Source organism: Streptomyces cinereospinus (assembly GCF_042430725.1).
Lineage (GTDB): Bacteria > Actinomycetota > Actinomycetes > Streptomycetales > Streptomycetaceae > Streptomyces > Streptomyces cinereospinus.
In genome coordinates this window covers 20,259-46,736 of the sequence record NZ_JBHMCY010000007.1, presented here as the reverse complement: position 1 = coordinate 46,736, position 26,478 = coordinate 20,259, and the positions used below count along the sequence as shown (strand labels likewise).

26 protein-coding genes and 3 pseudogenes are annotated in these 26,478 nt (G+C 72.0%); 17 read left to right on the top strand and 12 right to left on the bottom strand.

Annotation, left to right across the window (positions count from 1 at the left end; translation table 11 throughout):
* Positions 1-26: 26 nt before the first annotated feature.
* Both ACFF45_RS05410 and ACFF45_RS05405 read right to left on the bottom strand, forming a co-directional pair.
* Positions 27-494 (bottom strand): hypothetical protein, encoded by a 468-nt coding sequence (locus ACFF45_RS05410; protein WP_381342586.1) that lies wholly within the window; start codon positions 492-494, stop codon positions 27-29.
* Positions 495-589: 95 nt separating this feature from the next.
* On the bottom strand, positions 590-823 hold the full coding sequence (locus ACFF45_RS05405; protein ID WP_381342585.1) for a DUF397 domain-containing protein: 234 nt from the start codon (positions 821-823) through the stop codon (positions 590-592).
* Between the two features lie 177 nt (positions 824-1,000).
* Between ACFF45_RS05405 and ACFF45_RS05400 the strand changes: the two genes are divergently transcribed.
* Together ACFF45_RS05400 and ACFF45_RS05395 are read left to right on the top strand one after the other, a co-directional pair.
* Positions 1,001-1,768, top strand: coding sequence for a DUF6879 family protein (locus ACFF45_RS05400; RefSeq protein ID WP_381342582.1), 768 nt, complete (start codon positions 1,001-1,003; stop codon positions 1,766-1,768).
* 18 nt (positions 1,769-1,786) lie between these two features.
* Positions 1,787-2,635: a helix-turn-helix domain-containing protein gene (locus ACFF45_RS05395; RefSeq protein ID WP_381342579.1), complete on the top strand. Its 849-nt coding sequence runs from the start codon at positions 1,787-1,789 to the stop codon at positions 2,633-2,635.
* A gap of 245 nt (positions 2,636-2,880) precedes the next feature.
* Here ACFF45_RS05395 and ACFF45_RS05390 read toward each other — a convergent pair whose 3' ends face one another.
* Entirely contained in the window at positions 2,881-3,300 is a 420-nt protein-coding gene (locus tag ACFF45_RS05390; protein WP_381342576.1) for an ATP-binding protein, read from the bottom strand.
* 177 nt (positions 3,301-3,477) lie between these two features.
* On the opposite strand from ACFF45_RS05390, the gene ACFF45_RS05385 reads away from it, so the two are divergent.
* Both ACFF45_RS05385 and ACFF45_RS05380 read left to right on the top strand, forming a co-directional pair.
* A complete protein-coding gene (locus tag ACFF45_RS05385; RefSeq protein WP_381342573.1) occupies positions 3,478-4,347 on the top strand; it encodes a helix-turn-helix domain-containing protein in 870 nt (289 codons plus the stop codon).
* Positions 4,344-4,526, top strand: a complete 183-nt coding sequence (locus ACFF45_RS05380) for a DUF397 domain-containing protein (protein WP_381342570.1) — start codon at positions 4,344-4,346, stop codon at positions 4,524-4,526. The genes ACFF45_RS05385 and ACFF45_RS05380 overlap by 4 nt, the downstream gene beginning before the upstream one ends.
* 128 nt (positions 4,527-4,654) lie before the next feature.
* On the opposite strand, the gene ACFF45_RS05375 is transcribed toward ACFF45_RS05380, so the two are convergent.
* Both ACFF45_RS05375 and serC read right to left on the bottom strand, forming a co-directional pair.
* On the bottom strand, positions 4,655-5,080 hold the full coding sequence (locus ACFF45_RS05375) for a VOC family protein (RefSeq protein ID WP_381342567.1): 426 nt from the start codon (positions 5,078-5,080) through the stop codon (positions 4,655-4,657).
* 450 nt (positions 5,081-5,530) lie between these two features.
* Positions 5,531-6,649 (bottom strand): phosphoserine transaminase, encoded by a 1,119-nt coding sequence (gene serC, locus ACFF45_RS05370; protein ID WP_381342564.1) that lies wholly within the window; start codon positions 6,647-6,649, stop codon positions 5,531-5,533.
* Positions 6,650-6,875: 226 nt separating this feature from the next.
* On the opposite strand from serC, the gene ACFF45_RS05365 reads away from it, so the two are divergent.
* On the top strand, positions 6,876-7,871 hold the full coding sequence (locus ACFF45_RS05365; protein WP_381342561.1) for an EamA family transporter: 996 nt from the start codon (positions 6,876-6,878) through the stop codon (positions 7,869-7,871).
* Positions 7,872-7,888: 17 nt separating this feature from the next.
* On the opposite strand, the gene ACFF45_RS05360 is transcribed toward ACFF45_RS05365, so the two are convergent.
* Both ACFF45_RS05360 and ACFF45_RS05355 read right to left on the bottom strand, forming a co-directional pair.
* Positions 7,889-8,095 carry a DUF397 domain-containing protein gene (locus ACFF45_RS05360; RefSeq protein ID WP_381342834.1) on the bottom strand — a complete coding sequence of 69 codons (207 nt, stop codon included), beginning with the start codon at positions 8,093-8,095 and terminating at the stop codon, positions 7,889-7,891.
* Positions 8,081-8,134 (bottom strand): annotated as a pseudogene (locus ACFF45_RS05355) (DUF397 domain-containing protein); the annotation flags it as partial. The gene ACFF45_RS05360 and the pseudogene ACFF45_RS05355, both read right to left, overlap by 15 nt.
* Before the next feature lie 111 nt (positions 8,135-8,245).
* Here ACFF45_RS05355 and ACFF45_RS05350 point away from each other — a divergent pair.
* Together ACFF45_RS05350 and ACFF45_RS05345 are read left to right on the top strand one after the other, a co-directional pair.
* Complete coding sequence (locus ACFF45_RS05350; protein ID WP_381342558.1) at positions 8,246-9,121, top strand: hypothetical protein; 876 nt, start codon at positions 8,246-8,248, stop codon at positions 9,119-9,121.
* 11 nt (positions 9,122-9,132) lie between these two features.
* A complete protein-coding gene (locus tag ACFF45_RS05345; RefSeq protein ID WP_381342556.1) occupies positions 9,133-10,215 on the top strand; it encodes a WD40 repeat domain-containing protein in 1,083 nt (360 codons plus the stop codon).
* 75 nt (positions 10,216-10,290) lie between these two features.
* On the opposite strand, the gene ACFF45_RS05340 is transcribed toward ACFF45_RS05345, so the two are convergent.
* Complete coding sequence (locus ACFF45_RS05340; protein ID WP_381342553.1) at positions 10,291-10,887, bottom strand: hypothetical protein; 597 nt, start codon at positions 10,885-10,887, stop codon at positions 10,291-10,293.
* A 1,156-nt stretch (positions 10,888-12,043) separates the two neighbouring features.
* Entirely contained in the window at positions 12,044-12,289 is a 246-nt protein-coding gene (locus ACFF45_RS05335; RefSeq protein WP_381342550.1) for a helix-turn-helix domain-containing protein, read from the bottom strand.
* Here ACFF45_RS05335 and ACFF45_RS05330 point away from each other — a divergent pair.
* The 3 genes and pseudogenes from ACFF45_RS05330 to ACFF45_RS05320 form a co-directional block, all read left to right on the top strand.
* Positions 12,270-12,533: pseudogene (locus tag ACFF45_RS05330) on the top strand (AtuA-related protein); the annotation flags it as partial. The gene ACFF45_RS05335 and the pseudogene ACFF45_RS05330 overlap by 20 nt on opposite strands.
* A 93-nt stretch (positions 12,534-12,626) precedes the next feature.
* Positions 12,627-13,343, top strand: a pseudogene (locus tag ACFF45_RS05325) (enoyl-CoA hydratase family protein); the annotation flags it as partial.
* On the top strand, positions 13,331-13,969 hold the full coding sequence (locus ACFF45_RS05320; protein ID WP_381342547.1) for a TetR/AcrR family transcriptional regulator: 639 nt from the start codon (positions 13,331-13,333) through the stop codon (positions 13,967-13,969). The pseudogene ACFF45_RS05325 and the gene ACFF45_RS05320, both read left to right, overlap by 13 nt.
* Positions 13,970-13,986: 17 nt before the next feature.
* On the opposite strand, the gene pdxH is transcribed toward ACFF45_RS05320, so the two are convergent.
* On the bottom strand, positions 13,987-14,661 hold the full coding sequence (gene pdxH / locus ACFF45_RS05315) for a pyridoxamine 5'-phosphate oxidase (RefSeq protein ID WP_381342545.1): 675 nt from the start codon (positions 14,659-14,661) through the stop codon (positions 13,987-13,989).
* A 341-nt stretch (positions 14,662-15,002) separates the two neighbouring features.
* On the opposite strand from pdxH, the gene ACFF45_RS05310 reads away from it, so the two are divergent.
* The 3 genes from ACFF45_RS05310 (at position 15,003) to ACFF45_RS05300 (ending at position 18,865) form a co-directional block, all read left to right on the top strand.
* Entirely contained in the window at positions 15,003-16,103 is a 1,101-nt protein-coding gene (locus ACFF45_RS05310) for a citrate synthase 2 (protein WP_381342542.1), read from the top strand.
* A 366-nt stretch (positions 16,104-16,469) separates the two neighbouring features.
* The gene (locus ACFF45_RS05305; RefSeq protein ID WP_381342539.1) at positions 16,470-17,306 is read left to right on the top strand and encodes a GNAT family N-acetyltransferase; all 837 of its coding nucleotides are present in this window, start codon (positions 16,470-16,472) and stop codon (positions 17,304-17,306) included.
* Positions 17,307-17,452: 146 nt separating this feature from the next.
* Complete coding sequence (locus ACFF45_RS05300; RefSeq protein WP_381342536.1) at positions 17,453-18,865, top strand: PAS domain-containing protein; 1,413 nt, start codon at positions 17,453-17,455, stop codon at positions 18,863-18,865.
* 153 nt (positions 18,866-19,018) lie between these two features.
* Here the strand turns inward: ACFF45_RS05300 and ACFF45_RS05295 are convergent, their stop codons facing one another.
* Positions 19,019-19,774, bottom strand: a complete 756-nt coding sequence (locus ACFF45_RS05295; RefSeq protein WP_381342533.1) for an SIS domain-containing protein — start codon at positions 19,772-19,774, stop codon at positions 19,019-19,021.
* Between the two features lie 274 nt (positions 19,775-20,048).
* Between ACFF45_RS05295 and ACFF45_RS05290 the strand changes: the two genes are divergently transcribed.
* Positions 20,049-20,741 (top strand): iron-dependent transcriptional repressor DtxR, encoded by a 693-nt coding sequence (locus ACFF45_RS05290; protein ID WP_381342531.1) that lies wholly within the window; start codon positions 20,049-20,051, stop codon positions 20,739-20,741.
* Positions 20,742-21,134: 393 nt separating this feature from the next.
* Positions 21,135-22,028 (top strand): alpha/beta fold hydrolase, encoded by an 894-nt coding sequence (locus ACFF45_RS05285; protein WP_381342528.1) that lies wholly within the window; start codon positions 21,135-21,137, stop codon positions 22,026-22,028.
* Positions 22,029-22,167: 139 nt separating this feature from the next.
* Here the strand turns inward: ACFF45_RS05285 and ACFF45_RS05280 are convergent, their stop codons facing one another.
* Complete coding sequence (locus ACFF45_RS05280) at positions 22,168-22,821, bottom strand: bifunctional DNA primase/polymerase (RefSeq protein ID WP_381342525.1); 654 nt, start codon at positions 22,819-22,821, stop codon at positions 22,168-22,170.
* Between the two features lie 315 nt (positions 22,822-23,136).
* Between ACFF45_RS05280 and ACFF45_RS05275 the strand changes: the two genes are divergently transcribed.
* Together ACFF45_RS05275 and ACFF45_RS05270 are read left to right on the top strand one after the other, a co-directional pair.
* Complete coding sequence (locus tag ACFF45_RS05275) at positions 23,137-24,522, top strand: NsdA family TPR-like regulatory protein (RefSeq protein ID WP_381342522.1); 1,386 nt, start codon at positions 23,137-23,139, stop codon at positions 24,520-24,522.
* A gap of 199 nt (positions 24,523-24,721) precedes the next feature.
* A complete protein-coding gene (locus ACFF45_RS05270) occupies positions 24,722-26,467 on the top strand; it encodes a hypothetical protein (protein WP_381342518.1) in 1,746 nt (581 codons plus the stop codon).
* The last annotated feature ends 11 nt before the right edge of the window (positions 26,468-26,478 follow it).

Genomic DNA, 26,478 nt, shown 5'->3' with positions numbered 1-26,478 from the left:
GGCGGGATGAGCGGTTCACCGCCGAGTCATGCCAAGGGGCAGCGAAGTGCGGAGTTCCCACGGTTGGGGGAGCAGGTGACCAGGGACAGGGAAAGGTACGAGGGTCGTTCGAGGTAGAAGCCGAACGACACGTCGGCGCCTGAGCCCAGCCGGTCGGCGGCGGATGCGACGAGGAGGGACAGGTGGCCCGGGTCGCACGGGGCGCCGGAGGTCAAGCGGGGCGCGTACTCGGTCAGCCGCTCCCTGAGCCATGCCGCCGCTTCCCCGGCATCCGGCCAGGTACCCCGCACCAGGGAACGCGGCTTGACCAGCCAGTAGGCCGTCTCCAACGGAGGCAGGTCCGACGCGGGGAACTCCGCGGCCACTTCGCGGTACCGCCTGATCAGCTCGGGGCGGCTGTCGGGCGGGGGCGGTTCGGGGTGGGGAGGGCGCCGCAGTGCCTCCTGGTCGAAGCGGTCCTTCGGACCGGTCCACAGATAGCCGTGGTGGTGCACCGGTGGTCCTGTTCGGTGTCGTTGCCGTGATCACGAATCCCCGGTAGGTCCAGGCAGCGCGAAGCCGTGTCCGGACCTACCGGGAGAGGAGGCGCTCAGATGGTCAGGCCGAACCGCGTCGGGTCGATGCCCGCCACGCTCAGCTCCTCCGTGGTGAACCGCAACGGCGGTACGTCCGGCTGCTTGCTGTCGCCGAGGGCCCAGGCGTCCTCACCGATGCGGGCGAGGGTCACGCAGGATTCGCCGTCCGGGTGGGTGTTGCCACCGCACGCCGTCGTGAACGAGGCGCCGGTGAGGTCGAGTCGGTACAGGTCAATCCGGTTCGGCATTGCTGCCCCTTCCTGGTCGGTGTGGCTTCGGGACGACCGTAGGGAGGGGGAGGGGAGCGAGGGCGTGAGTATTCTCCGTTATTCTCGCGTGGTCACTCTGCATGCATGGACATTCACCCAGTGCAGCCGACAGGGTGGGGCGTACCGACAACGTCTATGAGTGAAAGGCGGACGTACGTGGCGCGCAGGTTACGGTTCAACGGGACGGGCAGCGGAGTTACCGGATGCCCTTCCGTGCACGAGGACTTGGACACCGGTGAGGTGATCGTGCACGGCCCCCCGCTCACTGATCACAATGATCTCGCGCAGCTCCAGCACCTCTCGGAGGGGGAGGTCGCGGTGGTGGTTCCGCGTGATCTGCTGGTGGACTGGACGCCGAAGGAGCGGACGCGGCAGGTGCGGACGATCGATCTGGACGAGTTCGGCAGCCTGTTCGGCAAGTTCGAGCACACCGCGTGGCGGTTGGAGACCCGCCAGCGGTACGCCAGCGACGAGAAGAACGACCACTGGCAGCGGTTCGTTGACACCGGGGAGGTCGGCGACGACTGGGCGGACGCCTCGGAGGTCAGGTGGTTCCGCGACACGATCCGCGCGCAGACCGAGCAGGGCAAGCGCATGGAACGCGTGCGCCTTGTGGACCGGCCCGTCACCCTCGGGCAGCGCTACCTCCTCAACTGCGCCAAGGGAAACATCGGCTTCGGTGAGGACATCCGCAATATGTGGCGAGCCGACGCCGATCGACTCCGCCTGCCCGCCGAGGACTTCTGGCTGTTCGACAGCCGCCTTGTCGCGCTCCTGCAGTTCGACCAGGACGACGAACTCACCCACGTGGACCTGATCACGGAGCCCGCGGAGGTGGTGCGCTGCTGCATGATCCGGGATGCCGCCTGGCACCACGCCGTACCGTGGAAGCGGTTCACGGCCGAGATGAACGGCGACACGTAGAGACACGAACGGGTACCGGTGAGCACGGACTATCAGCGGGCGCGTGAGGAACTGGGCCGCAGACTAAGGAAATTGCGCGTCGAAAGCCCTGGTGGCCGGCTCACCGGTACAGAAGTGGCGCAGCGGCTGGGGTGGCCTCAGTCGAAGGTCAGCAAGCTGGAGAACGGCAAGCAGACGCCGACGGATGACGATTTGAAGGCGTGGGCCGAGACCGTGGGACAGCCCACCGTGCTTCCGGAACTGCGCGCCCGGCTGAAGGGCTTCGAAAGCCACATCCGCTCTTGGCGCCGTCAGCTCGCGGCGGGACACGGTCCTGTCCAGGAGGCGTGGAACACTCTCGTACGGGAATCCCGGACCCTGGTCATGTGGGAGAACAGCACCGTCTGCGGCATGGTGCAGACCGCCGACTACGCGCGCCACGTGTTCGAGCGCTACACGGATCTCCGGCGTTCTCCACGAGACACCGAGGAAGCGGTGCGAGCCCGGATGAGGCGACAGGAGTGGCTTTACCAGCCGGGCAAGCAGTTGAAGCTGCTCATGTGGGAGGGCGTGCTGTGGGCTCAGGTGTGTCCGCCGGACGTGTTGGTGGCACAGCTGGACCGGCTGCTCGGCCTCGTGGGCATGGACACGGTCCGCCTCGGCATCATTCCGCTGGACCGCGCACTACGGCTTCCACCGGCGAACTCGTTCTGCATGCTCGATGAGCGCGTGGTCGTCCTTGAGGACTGGCACGCCGAACTATGGCTCGACGATGCCGAAACGATCGCTCTCTATCGCCGCGTCTGGGACACGCTCGCGGAGTCGGCCGTCTACGGGGTCGAGGCGCAGCAGGTGATCGCCCGGGTCCGCCGGAGTATCAAGGTCTGAGGACGTATGGCCGCACCACGTCGTCCTCGGTTCGCCAGGGCGATGGCTGCGGCCGGTCCGGCGTCGTCCAGCAAGGGTCGTCACCCGGCCACGGCAGGTAGCGGCCCGCCGCGCGGCAGCGCTTGTGCCAGCGGCGCCAGCGGGCGTCGTACGGACTGAGGAGTGGCCACACGTACGGGTCCGATTCGCGTACCTCGCGGGCGAGGGCTGCCGCCGTCCGGCCGGTGCGCCGCCGGGCGAGCGTCTCAGGGAGCCGCCGGAGCCACATCGCGCCTCCCCACGAGCGTGAAACGGGCCCACACGCACTTGGTGTACGGGTCCTGTCGGCAGCCCCACGCGTCCGACAGTGCCGATACGAGGGTCAGCCCGCGTCCGCCCTCCTCGTCGGGGCCGGAGTCTTGGAGCCGGGGGAGTCTGTCCCGGTCCGGGTCGGAGACCTCCAGGGTCAGTTCCGGTCCGTCGAGCGTCAGGGTGACCCCGACCAGCGCGTAGGTCACGCGGCAGTGGAGTACCGCGTTGGGGACGAGTTCGCTGGCCAGCAGGAGTACGGCGTCCGCGAGTTGGTCGGCGACGCCCCAGTCGGCGAGGGCTTTGTGTAAACGCTGTCGGGCCGTCGCCACGTGGCGCCTGTGCTTGGGGATGCGGAAGGTCTCGATTGCGGGCATGGGGGCGAGAGCCTCCTGAGGGAGCGGCAAGTTGCGCTTCTGCAAGCTGCGTTGGTCCATGAGGTTAGGGCCGCTTAGGGAAGACTCGCAACTAAGTGAGGTGCATGCATGCTGTTAGATGTATGTTCGATCTCCGCTTGCTCTAGAGTCGGGTTGCGACGAAGAGAGGTGGTTGGGATGCCCGTCGGGGGACGACCGACCGTACGCAGCCGGCGACTTGGCGCCGCGCTCAAGGCGTATCGGCTGGCGGCGAAGATGGATCAGGTGCAGGCCGCCGAGGTGATTGCGGCCCACCAGACCAGGGTCAGCCGCATAGAAACCGGGCATGTGTCCGCGCGCCCGCTCGAGATCCGGGCGCTACTGGACGCGTACGCGGTACGTGACGTTGAAGTCCGGCAGAAGTTGGAGGGGCTGGCCCGTCAGTCCAAGCGCCGGGGTTGGTGGCTGGAGCACGCCGCACACCTGCGGCCGGATTACGTGGACCACATTGCGCTGGAGGACGACGCGACCTACATCCGCGAGTGGCAGCCGGTCATGGTGCCGGGTCTGCTGCAGACGCCGGCCTATGCGGAGGCCGTCATCGCAGGTGGCCCTCATTTCATCGATCCGGAACGGGTTGCCCAGTTGGTCACGGTCCGCGTGGGGCGGCAGGCGAAGATCGAGGGTGGTGGGGCGTCGTACACGGCGATCCTCTGGGAGGCGGTCATCACGCATCCGTTGGTGGGCGTCGACATTCACCGGGATCAGTTGTCCGCGATCCTTGAGATCGGCAAGCGCAAGAACGTGACCGTGCAGGTGCTGCCGTTCAGCGCGGGAGCGCTGGCTGGTGCCACATCCGCCTTTTCCTCCTTCAGCTTCGATGAGGAACCGACCGTCGAGGCAGTTACTTTGGACAACCTACGGGGCACATCGGTCCTCGAAGGCTCTGAAGACCTGGCCGCTTACGCCAATGCCTACGACCTACTACGATCGTCCGCACTGGCGCCGGACGCGAGCGCCAAGCTCATCCGGGGCATACTGCGGAGCTTGAAGGAAGACGGATCGTGACCGAAGTTGTAGGCCGCTTCTGGAAGTCCTCCTACTCGGGGCAGGAGAACAACTGCGTAGAGGTCGCCCACACGGCATCCGGCGGCCGGGCCGTCCGTGACAGTAAGCGGCAGGACGGTCCGCTGCTCACCGTGTCCCGGGAGGGATGGGCCGCCTTCCTCGCGCAGTTCGGTCAGTAGAAGGCACGTATGGGCCCCGGCGATTCCCCGTGGCTCCCCAGCCACATCGCGGAGCCAGGCGTCGGCTCGGGGCCAGGGGCTGGGGAATCACATGGCGTGGAAGACCCGACGCGCCGCTCGGCGGTCTGCTACGGCCGGGTGTAGGGGCGAGTCATGATCTCCATGTTGTGGCCGTCCGGATCGTCGAAGTAGGCGCCGCGACCGCCGAAGAGGCGGTTGATCCGGCCGGGTTCGGTGTGGCCCGGGTCGGCGTAATAGGTGACCCCGACCGCTTCCAGGCGGGTGATCATGGTGTCGAATCGATCGTCGGGCACGAGGAACGCGTAGTGCTGAGGCTGGATCGGCTCTTCACGCTTCTCGTAGTAATCGAGTGTCACGCCGTTGCCCAGGTCGACGGGCAAGAACGGCCCGAAGGGGGCGCCGACCTTCAGCCCCAGGATCGCTGCGATGAACTCGGCCGACAGTTGCCGGTCCGTAGCGTAGACGGCGGTGTGGTTCAGCTGGACGGTGGCCGATGATTCGGGTTCAGGCCGGCGGTGCTGATCACGTGGCATGTGTGGATGTGTCTCCGAGTCTTGGATCCGCTGTGGAGCGCCGCGTAGGGCGCAGGAAGGGAAGACGCGGAGAAAGGGCGGGGCTCTTGCCCGCCTCGGGTTCACGCCGAGGCCGGGTGCCTTACTCGTGTATGGCGCATGGCCGACCCGGCAGTCACCTGAGCGACTCTATTGTCGTACGGTGCGTCACGGCAACCGTGTCGATCCACCAGGCGTTGAGGCGATGGAAGTGGGATCACCTCCTGCTCCGCCCGGGGACGGGAGTGATCCGGCGCGCCGACCGAGAGCCCGTCGACCTTCCTGGCGAGCGGCGACACCGACACCTACTCACATGCAACGTCGGCCTTCACGACCACGCCGGGTCACGAAGGCCGACGTCATGTCCAGGTCCCGGATACGCCAAAGGCGTCATTCGATTGCCGGGAGCCCTTCACGCATCGCCGCCGGAGGCTAGAGCTTCTCGATGACGTAATCCACGCACTTCGTCAGGGCCTCGATGTCCGCCGGGTCGATCGCCGGGAACATCGCGACACGGAGCTGGTTGCGGCCGAGCTTGCGGTACGGCTCGGTGTCGACGATGCCGTTGGCGCGCAGCACCTTGGCGACGGCAGCCGCGTCCACCTCGTCGGTGAAGTCGATCGTGCCGATGACCTGCGAGCGCTTGGCCGGGTCGGAGACGAACGGGGTGGCGTACTTGGACTCGTCCGCCCAGGTGTACAGGCGGGTCGAGGAGTCCTTCGTACGGCCGGTGGTGAAGTCCAGGCCGCCCTGGCCGTTCATCCACTCCAGCTGCTCGTTGAGGAGGAACAGGGTCGCGAGCGCCGGGGTGTTGTACGTCTGGTTCTTGCGGGAGTTGTCGATCGCCGTCGGGAGGCTGAAGAACTCCGGGACGTGGCGGCCGGAGGCGTGGATCCGCTCGGCGCGCTCGATCGCCGCCGGGGAGAACACGCCGATCCACAGGCCGCCGTCGGAGGCGAAGGACTTCTGCGGGGCGAAGTAGTAGACGTCGGTCTCGGCGATGTCCACCGGCAGACCGCCGGCGCCGCTCGTCGCGTCCACCAGCACCAGCGCGCCCTCGTCGGCGCCGGCCACCCGCTCGATGGGCATGGCGACGCCGGTGGAGGTCTCGTTGTGGGTGAACGCGTAGACGTCCACGCCCGCCGCGGCCTGCGGCTCGGGGTGCGTGCCGGGGTCGGCGGAGATGACGTCGGGCTCGGCCAGCCAGGGGGCCAGCTTGGCGGCCTTGGCGAACTTGGAGCTGAACTCGCCGAAGGAGAGGTGCTGCGACTTGTTCTCGATCAGGCCGTGCGTCGCGACGTCCCAGAACGCGGTGGAGCCGCCGTTGCCGAGGATCACCTCGTAGCCGTCGGGGAGCCGGAACAGCTCGGAGATGCCCTCGCGGACCTTGCCGACCAGGTTCTTCACCGGGGCCTGGCGGTGGGAGGTGCCGAGCAGGGACGTACCGGTGGCGGCCAGGGCGTCCAGCGCCTCCACCCGCACCTTGGAGGGACCCGCGCCGAATCGACCGTCCGCGGGCTTGATGTCAGCAGGAATCTGGATCTCAGCCACGAGGGGAGACTAGCCGGTGGGGGAAACCTGGTCGAAACGTCGTCCGTCGGCTGAGACGGCGTTTCGGACGACGGCACCACCGCCCCGCGTCCGGCAGGTCAGTGGCATAAGCGGTTCACACGCCTGACCTGGTCCACTACCCTGGACTGGCGAGTCCACTGTCCTGGACTGCTCCGCACGGCGAGCCACACGCCCCCCGGTCCGTCCCGAGCCCCTGGAAGGCCCCGTGAGCACCCCGAACGCCACCCCCTCGTCCCCGGTGCCGTCCTCGTCCGCGGTGCCGTCCTCGTCCGCGCCGTCCCCGGCGCCCGTGCCGGGACCGGGGCGGGCGCGCGGTGGCCGTTTCGGCGCGGCGTTCGGTTCCCTCGGCCCGGTCGGCCTGGTGCTGGCGGGCGGGCTGTCGGTGCAGTTCGGTGGCGCGCTCGCGGTCAGCCTGATGCCGCGGGCCGGGGCGCTGGGCATCGTCACGCTGCGGCTGGTGGTGGCGGCGGTCGTGCTGATGCTGGTGTGCCGGCCCCGGCTGCGCGGGCACTCCCGCACCGACTGGGGCACGGTCGTGGTCTTCGGGATCACCATGGGCGCGATGAACGGCCTCTTCTACCAGGCCGTCGACCGGATTCCGCTGGGTCCGGCGGTCACCCTGGAGGTGCTCGGTCCGCTGGCCCTGTCCGTCGTCGCCTCCCGCCGCGCGGTCAACTTCCTCTGGGCGGGCCTGGCCCTGGCCGGCGTCTTCCTGCTCGGCGGCGGGGGGTTCGACGGCCTGGACCCGGCCGGCGCGGCGTTCGCGCTGGCGGCGGGCGCGATGTGGGCGGCGTACATCGTCTTCAGCGCCCGTACGGGGCGCCGCTTCCCGCAGGCGGACGGGCTGGCGCTGGCCATGGTGGTGGCGGCGATGCTGTTCCTGCCGCTGGGTGTCGCCGAGGCCGGTACGACGCTGCTGGACCCGGAGATCCTGGCGCTGGGCGCGGCGGTCGCCCTGCTGTCCTCCGTGCTGCCCTACACCCTCGAACTCCTCGCCCTGCGCCGCCTGCCCGCCCCCACCTTCGCCGTCCTGATGAGCCTGGAACCGGCCATCGCCGCCACGGCCGGCTTCCTGGTCCTGGACCAGGCCCTGACCGCCCCGGAGGCCGCGGCCATCGCCCTGGTCATCGCGGCGAGCATGGGCGCGATCCGGACCCAGGTCGCCGGCCGCGGAAACCCGGTCACGGCGACACCGTCCTGACGACGGGCGCGGCGCCCTCAGCCACCGAGGGCACCTCGCGACGCGGCCGCGACGAAGGCCGTAAAGGCCTCCGCCGTGACGGTGAGGGTTCCTTGGGCGGGGTTCTTAAAGTCGCGGAGGGCTATGTGGGCGGTGAGGTCGGCGACCTCCACGCATTCACCGCCGGTGTCGCCGCTGTAGGAGGCCTTGCGCCAGGCGGCGGTGCCGAGGGGGGCGCATTCGATGCACTCGCCGCCGCTGCTGCCGCTGTAGGACGACTTACGCCACCGCGCTCGCTACACAGACCCTCGTACGAGTGACAAGACAACTGCGGCCAACACCGACGCGGTGGGACACTGCGCCGGAAGGGAACCATGGTGAGAGCGGGGGCACGTATGGCAAACCACGGTCGGAGGCCTGAACCCGGGGATACCAGACAGGGGACGCCTGAACCTGGGGATACCGGGCAGGGGGAGAGGAGGCGGCGACGGGAATTATGGCTGTCGCTGCCCGGACTGGTCGTCACGACGGTGGTGGTGGGGATCGTCTCGTGGGGCGTCACGCGCCTCACGGACGGGGCAGATAAACTGACACAGAACGACGCGCCGCTCGCCACGATCTCCGTCGAGACGAATCCAGCGAGGGTCGGCGCGTTCGATGACACGAGCGTGCACGGCGTCCTTCCCAAGGGCGCGACGCCGACGACAGGGCCAGGAGACGGGTGCACCGGCTTCCACGACTGGCTGCTGAAGAACGGCGGGACCGACGCGGGCGAGAGCAGACTGCAAGTGACGGTCCAGGGCAATGCACCGCGTCAGGTACAGATCGCCAATCTTCGGGTGGTCGTCGTTTCCCGGGAGGAACCGGCACCTCACGTCGGCGTCGCTTGCCCCTCGGCCGGCTCGGCAAATCTCCGCCTCCTCACCATCGACCTCGACAGCCCTCAGCCTCGTGCCGAGTACAACTCCAAGGACGGCGCACCGTTCGGCTTCACGGTCGAGCCCGGCGAGATCGAAACATTCCTGATCTCGGCGACGGCCAAGGAGGCAGTTTACCATTGGTACCTGGAACTCGACCTCATATCGGGGAAAGAGCAGGTGCATATGCGGGTCGATGATGACGGGGAGAACTTCCAGACAGCCCCCGAAGCTCGGACATCGGGCTGGGACTGGGATTGGAAGAGCCAGTGGGTAGATGCCGAGTCCGGCCAGAAACTCGCAGTCGGTGATCCGCTCGTCCCACCACGTCAGGCAGGGAAGGACACGCCGTGAGGAGTATGCGAATGCGATTGCGTGTTCTTCTGCTGGTCATCGCCTGCGTTGCCGCAGCCGGTATCGGCTTCGGAGTGTCCCGTTGGCAATCGGACGGTCCACCGGCCAACGACGCGCGGGCCGAGAGGACTTCGGAACGTGTCAGCTACACTCTCACCGAGCTGACGCCCCCCGAGGGCGTGGGGGGCATCATAGCCGCACTTGACGAGGAACACGTCCTGACGAGCAGCGGAGGAGCGGTCTATTCCATCGACATTTCCGAGGGCAGTACGGCCACGCCCGAATTATTGACCACCTTTCCCGGCCGTATGGTGCGAAATATTGAGGTCTCCGCTAACGGCGAGACCATCGCCATTTTAGGCATCGGGAACGATGGTGGTAGCAGGCTCCGAGTGGTGAGCCTCTCGGGGGGCGATACCTCCGATTTTGCATTGGACGGTCCCCCGGGCGGTGTACCGGACACTCCCCAAGGTGCCATATCTCCAGACGGTGATTTCTTCGTCTCCGGCTCCTTCGACATCACCATGCTTGATCTTAAAACCGGGGACACGGAGGTCCTACGCAGACCGCCGCCCACGAAGGAGCAGTCCCTCACAGGCTACGAGGACTGGGCCGTCACCGAGGACGGGCTGGTACGCGCCGCCTCCGAGCAGGGTGTTGACACCTGGAACGCGAAGGACGGCAAGCGCATCGGCGGGACGATCCGCTGCGGGTGCGACATCTACAGAGTGTCGCTCAACGAGCCTGGCAACCTCGCCAGCATAGCCACCGCAGGGGGCCACGCGGTCGTCCTCGACCTCACGGCCGGCCGGGCAGTCGCAGAGAAGACGATCACCGGCGGTGGAGTCATCGACAGTTCCGCAGTCTTGGGTGACGGGCAGCGCGCCGTGGCCGCTGCGGTGGGAGTGGTGGTCTGGGATGTGAAGAGCCGCCGCATCCTCTGGAACCACACCTTCCCGGACGATTTGGCACAGGTGCACGCCATACCGAACAGCGAGTCGTTCCTCATCGACACCATGGAAGACCCGAAGAAAGCCCCCGCGGACCAAACCGCTTTCGATGTCAAGTGGTGGCTCGCGAAACCGGCCTCCTGATGAGGATGCGGCAGCCGCGGTGAAAAGGCTGGTAGCACCTTCTCCGACCTTGGAACGGGTGAAAGCCCGTTCCTGCTACTCGGGCCCTGGCCGCCGTGCCGGTCCCGCGTTGCGGAGACTGCGCTCGATGAAGCCGGGTTGGTCGATGGTGCTGGTGCAACGCAGAGCCGCGCCGACGGACAGGCCGAACAAGTCGCAGATGCGACGGGGTTCCCCACCGGTAGCCTCGGCCTCGTGGAGGAGGCGGTCCTCATGGAGCCGACTGGTGGGCATGCCGAGCACGTCGTTGATCCAGACGTGGCTGACCGGCTCAACGCCGCAGCCTGTGGTCTGGGAGACGAACAAGTGGGGGTTGGCGGTGCGGGGCCAACGGTGGTTTCGGTAGTCCGGGTAGGCCCCCAGGCGAGTACGCACGGGGTCGGCGAGCAGGACAGCCCGGTTCGCCAGGAACAATCGCCCGTCGCGCAGGTCGGTGGTCTTCAGGCTGCGCAGTTGCCCGGAGGTGAGCGCGTGGAAGATGGCCAAGGCGGCCAGTGCGGCCCGCGGCACCTCCTGATCGTGGAGGACTTCGCGGAGGGCGTCGACCTCGACGGGCAGGGGAATGGTGGCGGTTGGCACTCCGCAGAAGATCCGGGCGGTGGGGTCGGTGAAGATGATCCGCCGGTTCTTCATTCAGTAGCCGCAGGATGTGCCGCAGGCCCTGGAGCATGTCGACGCGCGGGGTTCCGCTGTCGGGCAGGATGGCGAGGATGTCGGCACGGGTGATGGACCTCAGCGAGTCCTTTCCCTGGTCCGCCCAGGATCGCAGGGCGGGCAGCGCGTTCGTCACCATCCTCTGAATCCACCGGTGCGGTCGTGCTTTGACGCGCGGTGCGGTGGTGCTGCCGGACAGCTTCAGTTCGAACCAGGTGGTGAGTTCGCCGAGTATCGGTTCGGGCAGGCCAGCGGTGCGCTCACGGAACCAGGGGACGATGTTCGGCGTGCGGTCGTCTTCGAGCATGTCGAGCTGCGCGAGCAGTCTCAGCAGGGGTCTGACCGGGAGGAGCAGGTCACGCAGCAGCAGGACGTCGGTCGCCCGGAACCGGGCGCTAGGCGTCTCCTGGATGCTCAGCAAGACGCGGAGCCCGCGGTCCAGCCCCCAGGCGGTGTGGTACCCCAGCCCGTGGCGTTGCGCGTAGTCGTCGACCGCGGCCTTCAGCGCCGCTGCGATCTCGGGTGCGTCCACGTCGGGGAAGCCGCGTTCTTGGCCGCGCCGCAGGTCCCGGCCGGACGGGGGGAACAGGACGAGCTGCTGATGCTCTGCCGGCACCAGTGGCGGGGAGGGGCTGCGGAGCCGGTTCAGGCCGGCGCCGCGACGACTTCGGGTTCAGCAGCTGCAAGCGCCGTTCGGTGTCCGCGAAGTACAGCTGCTGGCCGTGCCGGTTGGCCCCTTCTAGGTCCAGGGCATGGCGGCGGGGCCGCAGCATCTGGGCCTGCTTCGTGCACAGCCGGCACGCGCCGGTCTCGCCCAGGTGAAGGACGCGGCCGCAGATCCGGCACGGGCCGGCGTTCGGGCAGAGCCGACGCCAGCCACGACACCCCACGCACATGCGGCCGTAGCGCCGCAGCATCCCCCAGGCGAAGCAGTCCGGGCAGGACGCCGGACGCTCGGCTGACGAACCCCGGTAACAGTGCCGGCACTTGAACGCCGTCCAATAGTCCTCGGTCGATCCGCACTGACGGCACGGAGGTGGGTCGCACGGCTTCGGCCGACAGCGGTGGCAGTACTTCGCGCCCTGACTCGACACCGGCCGCTGTCGGCACCGTGGGCAGGTCCTCGGTGGCGCCATCAGAGCGGCGGGAGGGTCCGGCCGCGGCCCAGCCGCGGCACTACGGACGCGGACCCGGTGGCCGACTGCGGCTCGGCCTGCGGACGCCTGGCCGCCGCCACCTCCGGCTCGTGGACCGGCAGGTCCGCCGTGGTGCACTGGAGCACCAGGCAGATGATGTCCAGGTCATCGAGCCGGACCGTCGTCGGTGTACCCGTCCACAGCGCCGATATCTTGCCCGTGCTCGTCGGGGTGTGGGCCCGCACGGACGAGGCGTGGCGGTGGCTGGCCCACACCCTCACCGCCGACACCTTCCGGCTGCTGCTGCCCGAGACCGCCCGCCTGACCGTCGTCCGCCACCCGCTGCCGAACCTGCGCGCCCTGAACTTCGTCGTCGAGGGGATCCTCGGCGCGGGCGCCGCCGCCCGGCACCGCTTCGACCCGCAGGCCAAAGCCCTCGGCGAATGGCTGCGCTCCCGCCACCTGGACATCCCGGAGGCCCTGCTGTGACGGTTCTCCCGTCCGCCCTCGACACCCACGACCCCGCCTACGCGGCGAACCGCGAGGCCATGCTCGGCAGGCTCGCCGCACTCGACGCCGAGCAGCCGCGCGCGGGGCGTCGAGACGCTCACCCTCGACTCCCCGGCCAACCGCAACGCCCTGCCGGCCGCGGTCGTCGGCGAACTCGCCGGCGCGCTGGCCGGCTGCGGCACGGACACCGGCGTCCGCGCGGTCGTCCTCACCCACACCGGCACCACCTTCTGCGCCGGCGCCGACCTGCGCGACCCGCCCGCCCCCGGCGCCCTGGTGGCCCTGCTCCGGCAGATCGCCGAGCTGCCCCGGCCCGTCGTCGCCCGCGTCACCGGCCACGTCCGCGCGGGCGGCCTCGGCCTGCTCGGCGCCTGCGACATCGCCGCCGCCTCCGCCACGGCCACCTTCGCCTTCACGGAGGTGCGCATCGGCGTCGCCCCCGCGGTCATCTCCCTGCCGCTGCTGCCCCGCGCCGACCCGCGCGCCCTGGCCCGCTACGCCCTCACCGGCGAACGCTTCGACGCCGCCGAGGCGGCCCGGATCGGCCTGCTCACCGCGGCCGGCGACGACGCCGACGCCGTACTCGAACCGGTCCTGGACGGCCTGCGGTGCTCCTCACCGCGGGCCCTGGCCGAGACGAAACGGCTGCTCACGGCTAAGGTGCTGGAGACGTTCGACCGGGACGCGGCGGAGCTGACCGCCCTCTCGGCCCGGATGTTCGCCTCCGCCGACGCCCGCGAGGGCATGACGGCCTTCCTCGAACGACGGGATGCTCCATGGGTGCTGTGAACCCGGTCGACGCGGTCGCGACGGGCACCGCCGTGGACCGCGTCGACCGCGTGCCCAAGCAGGACCGCAGCCGGGCCACCCGGCAGCGGCTCCTGGAAGCCGCCGTGGCCTGCCTGGCCGAACACGGCTGGGCGGGCTCGACGGTCGCCGTCGTCGCCGAACGCGCCGGCGTCTCCCGCGGCGCCGCCCAGCACCACTTCCCGACCCGCGAGGACCTCTTCACGGCGGCGGTGGAGTACGTCGCGGAGGAACGCTCGACCGCCCTGCGGGCCCTGTTCCCGCAGGGCGCGGCCGGCGACCGCAGGGCCGTCGTCGCCGCCCTGGTCGACCTCTACACGGGGCCGCTGTTCCGGGCCGCCCTGCACCTGTGGGTCGCCGCCTCCAACGAGGACCAGCTGCGCCCCCGCGTCACCGAACTGGAGGCCCGCGTCGGCCGCGAGACGCACCGCATCGCCGTCGACCTGCTGGCCGCCGACGAGACCCGCCCCGGCGCCCGCGAGACGGTCCAGGGCCTGCTCGACATGGCCCGCGGCCTCGGCCTCGCCAACCTCCTCACCGACGACGGCCCGCGCCGTGAACGGGTCGTCGCCCAGTGGGCCGACCTGCTGGACGCGGCGCTGGGCTGAGCCGGGCGCCCCGGTCCTCAGGGGCTGAGCCGCTCCACCCGCCAGCCGCCGTCCGGCCGGGCCACGTACCGCAGGCGGTCGTGGAGGCGGTTCTCGCGGCCCTGCCAGAACTCCACCGACTGCGGCGCCACCCGGAAACCGCCCCAGTTCGGCGGGACCGGGACCTGCTCGCCCTCCGGGTAGCGGGCGGCCAGCCCGGCGTAGGCGGCGTCGAGGTCGGCGCGGGTGGCGATCACCGTGGACTGGGCGCTGGCCCAGGCGCCCAGCCGGGACCCGTGCGGGCGGCTGCGGAAGTACGCGGCGGTCTCGTCCCGGCCGGTGCGCCGCGCGACGCCCGTGACGATGACCTGGCGGGCCATCGGGTACCAGGGGAACAGCAGCGAGACGTACGGGTTCGCGGCCAGGTCGCGGGCCTTGGGGGAGTCGTAGTTGGTGTAGAAGACGAAGCCGGTGTCGTCGAAGTGCTTCAGCAGCACCGTGCGGGAGCTGGGCCGGCCCGCCGCGTCGGCCGTCGAGACCACCATGGCGTTCGGCTCGAACAGCCGGCCCTCCGTCGCGGCCTGGCGGAACCAGCGCGCGAACTGTTCGACCGGGGTGGCGGCCAGCTCCGTCTCGGAGAGCCCCTCCGTCCGGTAGTGCTTGCGCATCGCGGCGGGATCGGGCGCCGCGGGCAGGGCGTCTTCGTCGGTCACCCGGTCATCTTGCCGTATCCGCGGGGGCCGTCCGGCAGGTGGTGTTCGTCACGCGCTGGCACTGAGTGCCGTCACCTCTCCCCAAGGGTGGCACCCGGGGATATCGTGCGGATGACGTTCCGGCCGGGTGACCGCGCGCCCCGCGGGGCATCACCCCGGTGACCGCCCAGGACCGCGAGTCGCCCGCCGGCCGTGGATCCTCCGGGCGATCAGCCGTTCACCAGCTGGAACACGGTCGCCACCCCGGTCACCGGTCCCCGGTCGCCGCCGGTCCCGCACGGGGCGCCGCACCGCACCCGTGGCCCACCACAGCCCGTCGCACCCATCCGAGGAGCCGCCTGATGTCCGACTTCGTACCCGGACTCGAGGGAGTCGTCGCGTTCGAGACGGAGATCGCCGAACCGGACAAGGAGGGCGGCGCCCTCCGGTACCGGGGCGTCGACATCGAGGACCTGGTCGGCCAGGTCTCGTTCGGCAACGTCTGGGGGCTGCTCGTCGACGGCGCCTTCGACCCCGGGCTGCCGCCCGCCGAGCCGTTCCCCATCCCGGTGCACTCCGGCGACGTCCGGGTGGACGTCCAGTCGGCCCTGGCGATGCTCGCGCCGGTGTGGGGCCTGAAGCCCCTGCTGGACATCGACGCCGAGCAGGCCCGCGAGGACCTCGCCCGCGCCGCCGTCATGGCCCTCTCCTACGTCGCCCAGTCCGCCCGCGGCCAGGGCCGGCCCATGGTCCCGCAGCGCGAGATCGACAAGGCCCGGTCCGTCGTCGAGCGCTTCATGATCCGCTGGCGCGGCGAGCCGGACCCCCGGCACGTGGCGGCCGTCGACGCCTACTGGACCAGCGCCGCCGAACACGGCATGAACGCCTCCACCTTCACCGCCCGGGTCATCGCGTCCACCGGCGCGGACGTGGCGGCGGCGCTCTCCGGCGCCGTCGGAGCCATGAGCGGCCCGCTGCACGGCGGCGCCCCCTCGCGTGTCCTCGGCATGATCGAGGAGATCGAACGCACCGGCGACGCCGAGGCCTACGTCAAGCAGGCCCTGGACCGGGGCGAACGCCTCATGGGCTTCGGCCACCGCGTCTACCGCGCCGAGGACCCCCGGGCCCGCGTCCTGCGCCGCACCGCCCGCGAACTGGGCGCCCCCCGCTTCGAGGTCGCCGAGGCCCTGGAGAAGGCGGCCCTGGAGGAGCTGCACAACCGCCGTCCCGACCGGGTGCTGGCCACGAACGTCGAGTTCTGGGCCGCCGTCGTGCTGGACTTCGCCGAGGTCCCGGCCCCCATGTTCACGTCGATGTTCACCTGCGCCCGCACGGCGGGCTGGTCCGCCCACATCCTGGAGCAGAAGCGCACCGGCCGCCTGGTCCGCCCGTCCGCCCGCTACGTCGGTCCGGGCCCCCGCGACCCGCGCGCCATCGCGGGCCACGCCGGCATCGCACCGTGACGGCGGACACCTCCCCCTGAACGCAGGCGACCCGCGAGTCTGGTTCCTCCGGGGAGGAGCCGGCCGGACGTACCGGCGACTCGCGGGTCGGGTGACTGCTGGGAATGGGGCCGGCTGCACGCGCCTTTCACGTGCTGGTCCGGCACCGCACAGTGGGGTGACGGGCCGCTAGCCCGCAGCCACCTCACGCGTCCGGTATTCACACATCTGCCGAACCACCTCCCTTCTCGTGTACGTGCCACCATAGGAAGTGCCCGGCGCCGCATCAACCGTTTTTTCCCGTCACCTGGGCGACCCCGGTGACGTGACCGGGGGACACCCGGACCATCGGTGACACGGTGGACACGGAGCGTTAGCGTGCCGGGCATGGGCAAGCGGCAAGCGGTGTTCAGCGGGTCGGTGTTCGAGGAGCGGATCGGGTACGCGCGGGCCGTCGTGGACGGTGACTGGGTGCACGTGTCCGGCACCACCGGCTTCGACTACGCGACCATGACCGTCTCCGACGACGTGGTGGAGCAGGCCGAGCAGTGCCTGCGCAACGTCGGCGCGGCGCTGGCCGGGGCGGGCTGCACCTTCGCCGACGTGGTCCGGGTGCGGTACCTGCTGCCCGAGCGGGACGACTTCGAGCCGTGCTGGCCGGTGCTGCGCCGGGTCTTCGGGCAGGTGCGGCCGGCCGCGACGATGATGGTGTGCGGGCTGGCCGACGCGCGCATGAGGATCGAGCTGGAGGTGTACGCGCGGCGCGGGCCCGTCGCCGGGGTGCGCGTCGAGGCCGTCGCGGACGGGCGGATGCTCGAACAGTGGCGGCACGTGCACAACGCCGTGGTGCCGCCCGCCGCGCTCTCCCTGGACGAGGCACGCGACCGCGGCGCCCGGCACCGGCTGCGCAACGCCTACGTCGGCGAGGCGCTCGTGGGCTGCTCGACCGTACGGCCGGCCGCGCGGGACGGGGAGGCGGTGACGGTGATCGCCCGGGTGCTGCCCGAGTGGCGGGGCCGGGGAGTCGGGCGGGTGCTCTACGACGACGGGCTCGCGCACGCGCGCGCACTGGGCGCCGGCGAGGTCGGGACGCGCGTGCTGGCGGCCGACCGGGACGGTCTGCGGTTCGCCGAGTCGCACGGGTTCGCCGAGGTCGACCGGTATGTGCTGCCCGAGGGCCGGGGCGAGTGGGTTGACCTGCGGCTTCCTGTCGTCGACAGTTAGCTGGCGGTTGTCGTGCGGTTCCGCCTGCCCACCGATTCCTGCAATCTTGCGGGAACCATATGTGGGCTGCGTCACGTTCAAGTTGAATGATGGCAGTGAGCGAGCCGACGCGCCGTTCGTGCTGACGCAGCCTGCAGGGGGTCCAGGTGAGTGCTTCCCGGCGTAGTGGGACCACGGACGAACTCGGACCGGACGAGCCCGGGCCGGACGGCCCGGAGGGCTCGGGCGGTTCGGATCTGCTCGCCGCCCTGCTGGACGGCATGGACGCGGCGCTGTGCGCCTTCGACGCCGACGGCCTGGTGACGCACTGGAACCGCGAGGCGGAGCGGATCCTCGGCTGGACGGCACAGGAGGCGGTGGGCCGGCACGGCTTCGCCGGGTGGGCGGTGCGCAGCGCCGACGCCGAGGAGGTCGAGGGGCGGCTGATGTCCGCCATGCACGCGCCGGGCCGCCAGGTGCACGAGTTCGCGCTGCTGACCAAGGACGGCGGCCGGGTGCTGGTGCGGACGCAGTCGGCGGCCGTGCGCGGGCCGGACGGCAAGCCCGCGGGGGTCTACTGCGCCTTCAGCGAGGTGCACACGCAGATCGACCTGGAGCGGTCCATCGCGCTGAGCGAGGCGCTGTTCGAGGACGCCGGCTGGGGTGTCGTCCTCGTCGACGCCGACCTGCGGCCCGCCGTGATCAACGCGCACGCCGCCCGTGCCCTGGGCATCGGGCGTACGTCGGTGCTGGGGCGGCCGCTCGGGGAGCTGCTCGCGCAGGGCGTGGAGGAGCTGGAGAGCGCGCTGACGCACGTGCTGGCGGAGGGCGCGCCGCCCGCCCCCGCCGAGATGTGGGTGAGCGTGCGCACGCCGGAGGGCGAGAAGCGGCGCTGCTGGCGCAGCGGCTTCCTGCGGCTGGCCTCGCCGCTGGCGGAGGAACCGGTGCCGCTCGGGGTGGGCTGGCTGTTCCAGGACGTGACCGAGGCCAAGCAGGGCGAGCAGGAGGCGGCGCTGCTGCGGTTCCGCGGCAACCAGCTGCACCGGGCCGCCCGCGCGGCCGCCGAGTGCGAGGACCCGGCGGAGGCGGCGACCGTCCATCTGGACTTCGCGCTGGCCGGCTTCGCCGACCACGCGCTGATCGACCGGGTGGCGGGCGGCGCGCTGTCCGACGCCGAGTCCGCCGCCGCGGTCCGGCTGGTGCGGGTGGCGGGCACGCCCTCGGGAGCGCCGGGGCCGAGCCTGCTCGCGGGCCGGGCCGGCCTGCCGACGCGGTACGGCGAGGGGCATCCGGCGTTGCAGTGCGTGGAGCGGATCGGCACGGTGCGCGCGAGCGTCGGCAGGGTGCCCCCCGAGCAGGCGCGCGCGTGGGCGCTGGCCCGGCAGTGGCCGGCCGACGCGGTGCACGCCCTGTGCGCGGTGCTGCGCAGCCGGGGCCGGACGCTCGGCGTCGTCACCTTCCTGCGCGGCAGCGGGCGGAGCGCCTTCGAACGCTCGGACACGGTGTACGCGGAGGACGTGGCCGTGCGGATCGCGGCGGCGCTGGACCTGGCGGGGCTCCTGGCGGACCGCCCGGGCTGATCTGGCGGGGCTTCTGGCGGATCGCGGCGGCCCTTGACCTGGCGGGGCTCCTGGCGGACCGCCCGGGCCGAGCGCCCCGACTGCGCGTCTGGACCGGCTGCCTGGACCGGCCGCCTGGACCGGCCCGGCGGCGCGGGCCAGGTGGTGCGGGCCTCACTGCCGGTAGAAGATCCGGTCCCGGTACCGCTCCAGCAGCCGCGCGTTCCAGTCGAGGCCGCCGTCGACGTTGTTCGACCGCAGCAGCGGGGGCTCGACGCCCCGCTCGGCGAGGTCGACGGCCGCCGTGGCCATGACCGCCTGGAGCAGGGCGGCGGTGACCGCCCCGGAGGCGGGGGCGAAGGGGGCGGGCACGCCGTCGTGGGTGAGTTCGGCGTCGCCGACGGCGATCTTCGAGTCGAGGACGACGTCGCAGTGGTCCTTCAGGAACGTCCCGGAGGCGTGCCGGGACGTCGTCTCGGAGGCGTACGCCACCGAGGTCACGCCGATGACCCGCACGCCGCGGGCGCGGGCGGTGCTCGCCATCTCGACGGGCAGGGCGTTGCGGCCGGAGAGCGAGATGATCACCAGGGCGTCCCCGGCGCGCAGCGGCGAGGACGCCAGCACCGCGGTGGCGAGGCCGTCGACGTGCTCCAGGGCGGAGCCGAGCGTCGCGGGCATCACGTCGACGCCGACGACCCCGGGCACGGCGAGCAGGTTCATCAGGGCGAGCCCGCCGGCGCGGTAGACCACGTCCTGCGCGGCGAGCGAGGAGTGCCCGGCGCCGAAGGCGAACAGCCGGCCCCCGGCGGCGACGGTGCCGGCGAGCAGCGCGCCGGCGGCCGCGACGGCCTCGGCCTCCTCCTCGCGGACCCGTTGCAGCAGGCCGATCGCGGCGTCGAGATACCGGTCGGCCGGCGTGCTGTCGCCCATACGAGCTCCTTCGCTCCGCTTACGGCGAGTCCGCTTCCGGCGGGTGCGCCGAGGCATATGTCGCGGATCACGGTGCGGTCTGGACCAGTGAATGTCAATACGGCCGGGCGGGCGGCGCGGGCGCGCCGGACCCGGCCGTCACGTATCAGCATGTAACCCCCCGCTTTCGGCGGCGCGACACGGTTGCCGGTGGTATCCGGCAGAATTGAAGCCAGGGCCAGCGCACGCGCCGGAGAGCGGTCGAGCCTCCGGCAGAGCTAATCAAGGGGCACGTATGTCCGGACTGATCGACACTACGGAGATGTATCTCCGCACCATCCTTGAGCTGGAAGAGGAAGGTGTGGTCCCCATGCGTGCCCGCATCGCCGAGCGGCTCGACCAGAGCGGGCCGACGGTGAGTCAGACGGTGGCGCGGATGGAGCGCGACGGCCTGGTGTCCGTGGCCAGCGACCGCCATCTGGAGCTCACGGACGAGGGCCGCCGGCTGGCGACCCGCGTGATGCGCAAGCACCGTCTCGCCGAGTGCCTGCTCGTCGACGTGATCGGCCTGGAGTGGGAGCAGGTGCACGCCGAGGCCTGTCGCTGGGAGCACGTGATGAGCGAGGCCGTGGAGCGCCGGGTCCTGGAGCTGCTGCGCCACCCCACCGAGTCGCCGTACGGAAACCCCATCCCGGGCCTGGAGGAGCTGGGCGAGAAGGACGGCGCCGACCCGTTCCTGGACGCGGGCATGGTGTCGCTGGCCGACCTGGACCCGGGCCTGGAGGGCAAGACCGTCGTGGTGCGCCGGATCGGCGAGCCGATCCAGACGGACGCGCAGCTGATGTACACGCTGCGCCGGGCGGGTGTGCAGCCCGGTTCGGTGGTCAGCGTGACGGAGTCGGCCGGCGGGGTCCTGGTGGGCAGCGGCGGCGAGGCGGCGGAACTGGAGTCGGACGTGGCCTCGCACGTCTTCGTCGCCAAGCGCTGAGCGGGCGGCTCCCTCGTGACGCATGGGCCGGTGGAGAGCGGAGGGCCCCGGCGCCGTGCGGCGCCGGGGCCTGTCCTCCCCTGTGCTGACCCGGAGCCCCGAGCTCTCAGGGTCATCCCCTGCGGACCGTTTTTCCCCGAGCGGTCCGCCTCCCGCTGAAGATCTCCCCTGGAGGATCCGGATCATGCCTGGAGCGGCGTCACTCGAACGAGGGGTGTTGTCCGCAGAAAGCCTATTCTCGAATGCGTGTTCGGTAGTCTGCGGAGGCTGAACCGGTCCCGGGGCGCCCTGCGACGAGCAGGACGCGTACGGCAGCATGCCGGACGGTGGGACGAGAGCACGACCAGCACAGGGACGAGCGGGTCCGAGCGGAGCTTGGGGGTGCCGGCGCGAATGGCGCGACGCATCGACGTGACCGGGGTGGGCGGCGTACGCCTCGCGGCCTGGGAGTTCGCCGACCCGTCCCGGACCGACCCCGACCCGCCCCGGACCGACCCCGACCCGCCCGGGCGGGCCCCGGCGCCCGGCGTGCTGCTGCTGCACGGCCTGATGGGCCGCGCCTCCCACTGGGCGTCCACCGCCCGCTGGCTGTCCGGACGCCGCCGGACCGTCGCGCTCGACCAGCGCGGCCACGGCCGGAGCGAGAAGCCCCCGCAGGCCGCGTACACCCGCGCGGCCTACGTCGACGACGCCGCGGCCGCCCTGGAGCAGCTCGGCCTCGCGCCCGCCGTGCTGATCGGCCACGGCATGGGCGCGCTGACCGCCTGGCAGCTCGCCGCCGAACGTCCCGAGCTGGTCCGCGGCCTGGTCGTCTGCGACATGCGGGCCTCCGCCCTCGGCGCCGCCTCGCAGCGCGAGTGGGCCAAGTGGTTCGAGTCCTGGCCCGTCCCCTTCGCCACCCTGGCCGACGTGTCCAAGTGGTTCGGGGAGGACGACCCCTGGCTGGAGCGGCCCAGTCCGGCCCGCGGGGCGTTCTACGCCGAGGTGATGCACGAGTCGGCGGACGGCTGGCGGCCCGTCTTCGACGTCGGGCAGATGCTCACGTCCCGCGAGGCCTGGGTGTACGACGCCCACTGGGACGAGCTGGCCCAGGTGCGCTGCCCCACCCTGGTGGTGCGCGGCCTCGACGGCGAACTCGGCCGGGCGGAGGCCCAGGAGATGGTCCGCGTCCTCCCGCGCGGCGAGTACGCCGAGGTCGCCGGCGCCGGCCACCTCGTCCACCACGAGCAGCCGGAGGCGTGGCGCGCGGCGGTCGAACCCTTCCTGGAGGCGGTGTCCGGCGACTGACGGGCCACCGCGTCCCCTCCCGGACCGCCACCGGACGGGGCCGTCGCCGCCACCCCTTCCCGCCTTCGGCGGCCGCCTCCGCCGGTGCCCCCTCGTCCAGGTGAGCGCCCCGCGGGGCGAGTTGTGCGGTGGGGCCGGGTCAGCGGTCCCGTCCGCAGGCGTACGCGAGGGGGGAGATCAGCTCCTCGGCGTCCGGCAGCCAGCGGTTCGCGGGGGTGGGGCGGCGAGCCCACTGCACGGCGCCCCGGGAGCCGTAGCGGGTGGGGGGAGCGGCGACGTACTCGCCCTCGCCGAGTGCGGCCAGGTCGAGCGACCCGAGCGACCAGCCCAGCTTCCGCACCAGTTCGGGGACCTTGGCGGACGCCCCCGGCAGCACGAAGAACTGCATCCGCCGGTCCGGGGTCGACGTCACCGGCCCGAGCGTCAGTTCCAACCGCTCCATCCGGGCGAGGGCCAGGAAGCCGGCCGTCTCCGGCACGGAGATCGCGTCGAACGTCCGGCCCGTGGGCAGCAGGATCGAGGCGGTCGGCTGCTTCTGCCACATCCGCCGCGCCACCGTCGCGCTGCCGGTCGCCTGCGTCGCCCAGTCCGGCCGGGCCGGATGCGCCCCCGGCGCACCGCACGCGGCGTCGCCGCAGGAGCAGCGCTGCATTCCGTCGACGGCTTCCAGCCAGGTGCCGGGGAACACGTCCCAGTGACGCTCCTCGGCGTAGCGAACGGCGGTCTCCAGCAGCGATTCCCCGCGCTGCTTCGGAATCTGTGCGGCTTCGGTGGCCGGGATCGTCTCTTCCACGCTCCACTCAACTCCCAGCCCCACCTCGGGTTACGGCCGGGCCGCGCGCGGGGGAGGAGCATCGATTCGCCATCCGGGGCGCATGGGTGCATGTCCGGGGGCGCGCAGGAGGATCCGCGGCGGGACCTGGGTAGCCAGATGTGGGGTCGGCAACCGCCTTTACCCCGGCAATCGTCACATGCCTCGCATTGTCGGTATGCCCGCGGGGCATTGATCTTCACGGCCGGAACCTCCGCCCCACGGCGGCGGGTCCCGGCCGTGAGGAACACGACAACTCGGTGTGCGGGCAGGCACCGCAGCCTCAGGGGGTACGCCATGGCCGCAAGGCCTCTCGTCGCGCGACAGCCGAACGAACGGCTGCAGGCGCTCATCCAGGAAGCGGGGTGCTCGAACGCCGGGCTGGCCCGCCGGGTCAACATGTGCGGCGCCGAGCACGGCCTCGACCTGCGCTACGACAAGACGTCGGTGGCCCGCTGGCTGCGCGGACAGCAGCCGCGCGGACGCGCGCCGGCGATCATCGCCGAGGCGCTCGGCCGCAAGCTCGGCCGGACGGTCACGATCGACGAGATCGGCATGGCCAACGGCAAGAACCTCGCCTCGGGCGTCGGCCTCCAGTTCTCGCCGACGGTACTGGGAGCCATCGAGCAGGTCTGCGAGCTGTGGCGCAGCGACGTGGGGCGCCGGGACTTCCTGTCCGGTTCGTCCGTCGCGGCCTCCGCGCTGGTCGAGCCGAGCCGCGACTGGCTGATCTCCACGCCCGACGCGCAGGTGGCGCGCTCGGCGGGCCCGCGTGTGGGCCAGTCGGACGTGGCGGCCGTGCGGGCCATGACGCAGGCGCTGGTCGACCTGGACCACCAGTACGGCAGCGGGCATGTGCGCCCGGTCGTCGTGCACTACCTCAACAGCGTCGTCTCGGGGCTGCTGGCCGGCTCCTACCGGGAGTCCGTCGGGCGCGAACTGTTCGCGTCGGTGGCCCGGCTGACCGAGCTCGCCGGGTACATGGCGGTCGACACCGGGCAGCCGGGCCTGGCCCAGCGCTACTACATCCAGGCGCTGCGGCTGGCCCAGGCCGCCGGTGACCGCGGCTACGGCGGCTATGTGCTCGCCGCCGCCATGAGCCACCTGGCCGCGCAGCTCGGCAACCCGCGCGAGATCGCCCAGCTGGCGCGGGCGGCGCAGGAGGGGGCGCGGGGGCGCGTGACCCCGCGCGCGGAGGCCATGTTCCATGCCGCCGAGGCACGCGGGCACGCCCTGCTGGGCGACGCGCGCGCCGCCCAGACGGCGGGCGGGCGCGCGGTGACCGCCATGGAGCAGGCGGACGCCGCCTCCGGTGACGACCCGGCGTGGATCGCGCACTTCGACGAGGCCTATCTCGCCGACGAACTGGCCCACTGCCACCGCGACCTCGGCCAGGCCGAGGCGGCGGCGCGCTGCGCGCGGGAGTCCCTCGACGGCCACCCCGAGTCCCGCGCGCGCCGGCGGGCGATCGGCTACGTGCTGCTCGCCACGGCACAGGTGCAGCAGCGCGAGATCGAGCAGGCCTGCCACACCGGGCTGAAGGCGGTGGAGCTGCTGAAGACCCTGCGCTCCAACCGGGGCGCCGAGTACCTGGAGGACCTCCAGCAGCGGCTGGAGCCGTTCCAGGAGGAGTCCGTGGTGCGGGAGTTCGGGGCGCGGCTGGATCTTCGGACGGCCGCGTGAAAAGTGCCCCGCCGGTGCGTGAACGCAGGGGGAACGCGGGCCCGGGGGGCGGGAGGTGACACAGCAGCGTGCCGCGGGCCGGTCCTGTTACGGCGGTCACAGGGCAGGAGGTCCGGTCCCGTGCTGCGTGGCAACCGGCTCGGGGGACCCGGTAGCGTGAGCCGACGATTCCGATGGTCCCCCATTCGTAGGAGTCCCGGTGACGCAGAGTGGACAGGGCGAGGAGCCCTCGGCGCGGCCCGCGCGCGAAGGCATCGTGCTGCCCTCCGACGGTGGCGAGCCGCTGCTGCCGGGTATGACGGGCGGGCCCGCGGGCCCGCGGCACGCCGCCCGGGGCGGCGGTCCGGCCTCGGCCCCGCCCGGCGGGCAGGAGTGGGGGCAGTCCTGGGGGCCCGGCCGGCCCGAGGACCAGGCCCCGGCGCCCGGCCAGGAGTGGCCGGCGCCGCCCGCCGGGCCGTGGGGCGGGCCGCAGCAGGCCCCCTGGGGCACGCAGGACCAGCCGGGAGTGCTCCCGCGGGAGGGGGCGCCGGGGCAGCGGTACGGCGGTGCGCAGACGCCGTACGGGACGCACGGGGCGCCGGACCAGGGCGCGCGGCCGCCCGCGCCGGGTGCCTCGGCGCCGCTGCCGCCGGCCGCCGGCGGCGCGGCCCCGTACATACCGCCGGTCGCGGCCGCGCCCCACCCCGACGGTGCCACGCAGTACCTCCCGCCGGTGCCGGGCACCGCGTACCACCCCCATGCCCAGGGCGCGCCCGGTGCCGAGGGCGCGGCCCCGTACCCGCCGCCCGTCGCCGGGGCCGGTGACGAGGGCGCCACCCAGTACCTGCCGCCCGTCGCCGGGGCCGGTGACGAGGGCGCCACCCAGTACCTGCCGCCCGTCGCCGCCTCGGGCCCCGCCCCCGGCGACGACGGCGCGACCCAGTACATCCCGCCGGTCGGGCCCGGGGCCCTGCCGCCGGAGATGCCCTCCGCGGTGCCCGCCGACCGGCCCGCCGAGACCACGACGTACCTCGGGCGGGCCCGGCCGGGCGCCGCGCCGGCCGGGCCGCCGCAGGCCGCCCGGGGGGCCGACGCCGAGGCCACCCAGTACCTCCCGCCGGTGTCCGGGCAGGGCGGGTACGGGGACCGGCAGCCGCCGGCCGAGTTCGACAACCTCTTCCGCAGCGGGTCCGGCGGCGCCGGCGGCCAGGCCGGGGCCACCCAGCACATGCCCCGCTACCAGGAGCCGCAGGCCGCCGCCCAGCCGTCGTACGACGGGCCCGCTCCGGCCCAGGGGCGGCGCGCCGCCCGGGACGGCGGTGGCCGGACCGGCTCGAAGGTGCCGCTCATCGTGGCCTGCGGGATCGCCATCGCGGTCGTCGGCGTGGGCGCCGGCGCGCTGCTCGGCGGCGGGGGCGGCGGCGAGTCGGAGGACGACCCCAAGACCGTCTCCGCCACGGCCCCCGCGACCGCCGAGACCTCCGCCGCCTCGCCCTCCGCCGACCCGGCCGAGCAGCAGGCCGTCGCCCTGGACGAGCTGCTCGCCGACAGCGGCGACAGCCGGGCCACGGTGATCGACGCCGTCGACGACGTGAAGTCCTGCGGCAACCTCGCCCAGGCCGCCAAGGACCTGCGCGGCGCGGCCCAGCAGCGCACCGACCTGGTCACGCGGCTGTCCGGGCTCGACGTCGACCGGCTGCCCGAGCACGCCGCGCTGACCGCCGCGCTCACCAAGGCCTGGCAGGCCTCCGCGGCCGCCGACAACCACTACGCGGCCTGGGCCGACCAGGTCGCCGGGGAGAAGGGCAACCTCTGCAAGAAGGGGCAGGCCGGCAGCACCGGCCAGACCGCCGCCGGCAACCAGCAGAGCGGGATCGCCAGCACGCAGAAGGCCGAGGCCGCCAAGCTGTGGAACGCGATCGCCCGCACCTACGGACTGTCCGAGCGCCGGCCCACCCAGTTGTGAGGCGGTGAGGC

Excerpts from the sequence above, each read along its gene's own strand:
- ACFF45_RS05310 (WP_381342542.1), top strand. The coding sequence starts at position 15,003 with ATGTCCGACTTCGTACCCGGACTCGAGGGAGTCGTCGCGTTCGAGACG.
- ACFF45_RS05305 (WP_381342539.1), top strand. The coding sequence starts at position 16,470 with ATGGGCAAGCGGCAAGCGGTGTTCAGCGGGTCGGTGTTCGAGGAGCGG.
- ACFF45_RS05390 (WP_381342576.1), bottom strand. The coding sequence starts at position 3,300 with ATGCCCGCAATCGAGACCTTCCGCATCCCCAAGCACAGGCGCCACGTG.
- ACFF45_RS05290 (WP_381342531.1), top strand. The coding sequence starts at position 20,049 with ATGTCCGGACTGATCGACACTACGGAGATGTATCTCCGCACCATCCTT.
- ACFF45_RS05340 (WP_381342553.1), bottom strand. The coding sequence starts at position 10,887 with ATGAAGAACCGGCGGATCATCTTCACCGACCCCACCGCCCGGATCTTC.
- ACFF45_RS05275 (WP_381342522.1), top strand. The coding sequence starts at position 23,137 with ATGGCCGCAAGGCCTCTCGTCGCGCGACAGCCGAACGAACGGCTGCAG.
- ACFF45_RS05405 (WP_381342585.1), bottom strand. The coding sequence starts at position 823 with ATGCCGAACCGGATTGACCTGTACCGACTCGACCTCACCGGCGCCTCG.
- ACFF45_RS05375 (WP_381342567.1), bottom strand. The coding sequence starts at position 5,080 with ATGCCACGTGATCAGCACCGCCGGCCTGAACCCGAATCATCGGCCACC.
- ACFF45_RS05345 (WP_381342556.1), top strand. The coding sequence starts at position 9,133 with ATGCGATTGCGTGTTCTTCTGCTGGTCATCGCCTGCGTTGCCGCAGCC.
- ACFF45_RS05285 (WP_381342528.1), top strand. The coding sequence starts at position 21,135 with ATGGCGCGACGCATCGACGTGACCGGGGTGGGCGGCGTACGCCTCGCG.
- ACFF45_RS05320 (WP_381342547.1), top strand. The coding sequence starts at position 13,331 with ATGGGTGCTGTGAACCCGGTCGACGCGGTCGCGACGGGCACCGCCGTG.
- ACFF45_RS05350 (WP_381342558.1), top strand. The coding sequence starts at position 8,246 with ATGGCAAACCACGGTCGGAGGCCTGAACCCGGGGATACCAGACAGGGG.
- ACFF45_RS05385 (WP_381342573.1), top strand. The coding sequence starts at position 3,478 with ATGCCCGTCGGGGGACGACCGACCGTACGCAGCCGGCGACTTGGCGCC.
- ACFF45_RS05295 (WP_381342533.1), bottom strand. The coding sequence starts at position 19,774 with ATGGGCGACAGCACGCCGGCCGACCGGTATCTCGACGCCGCGATCGGC.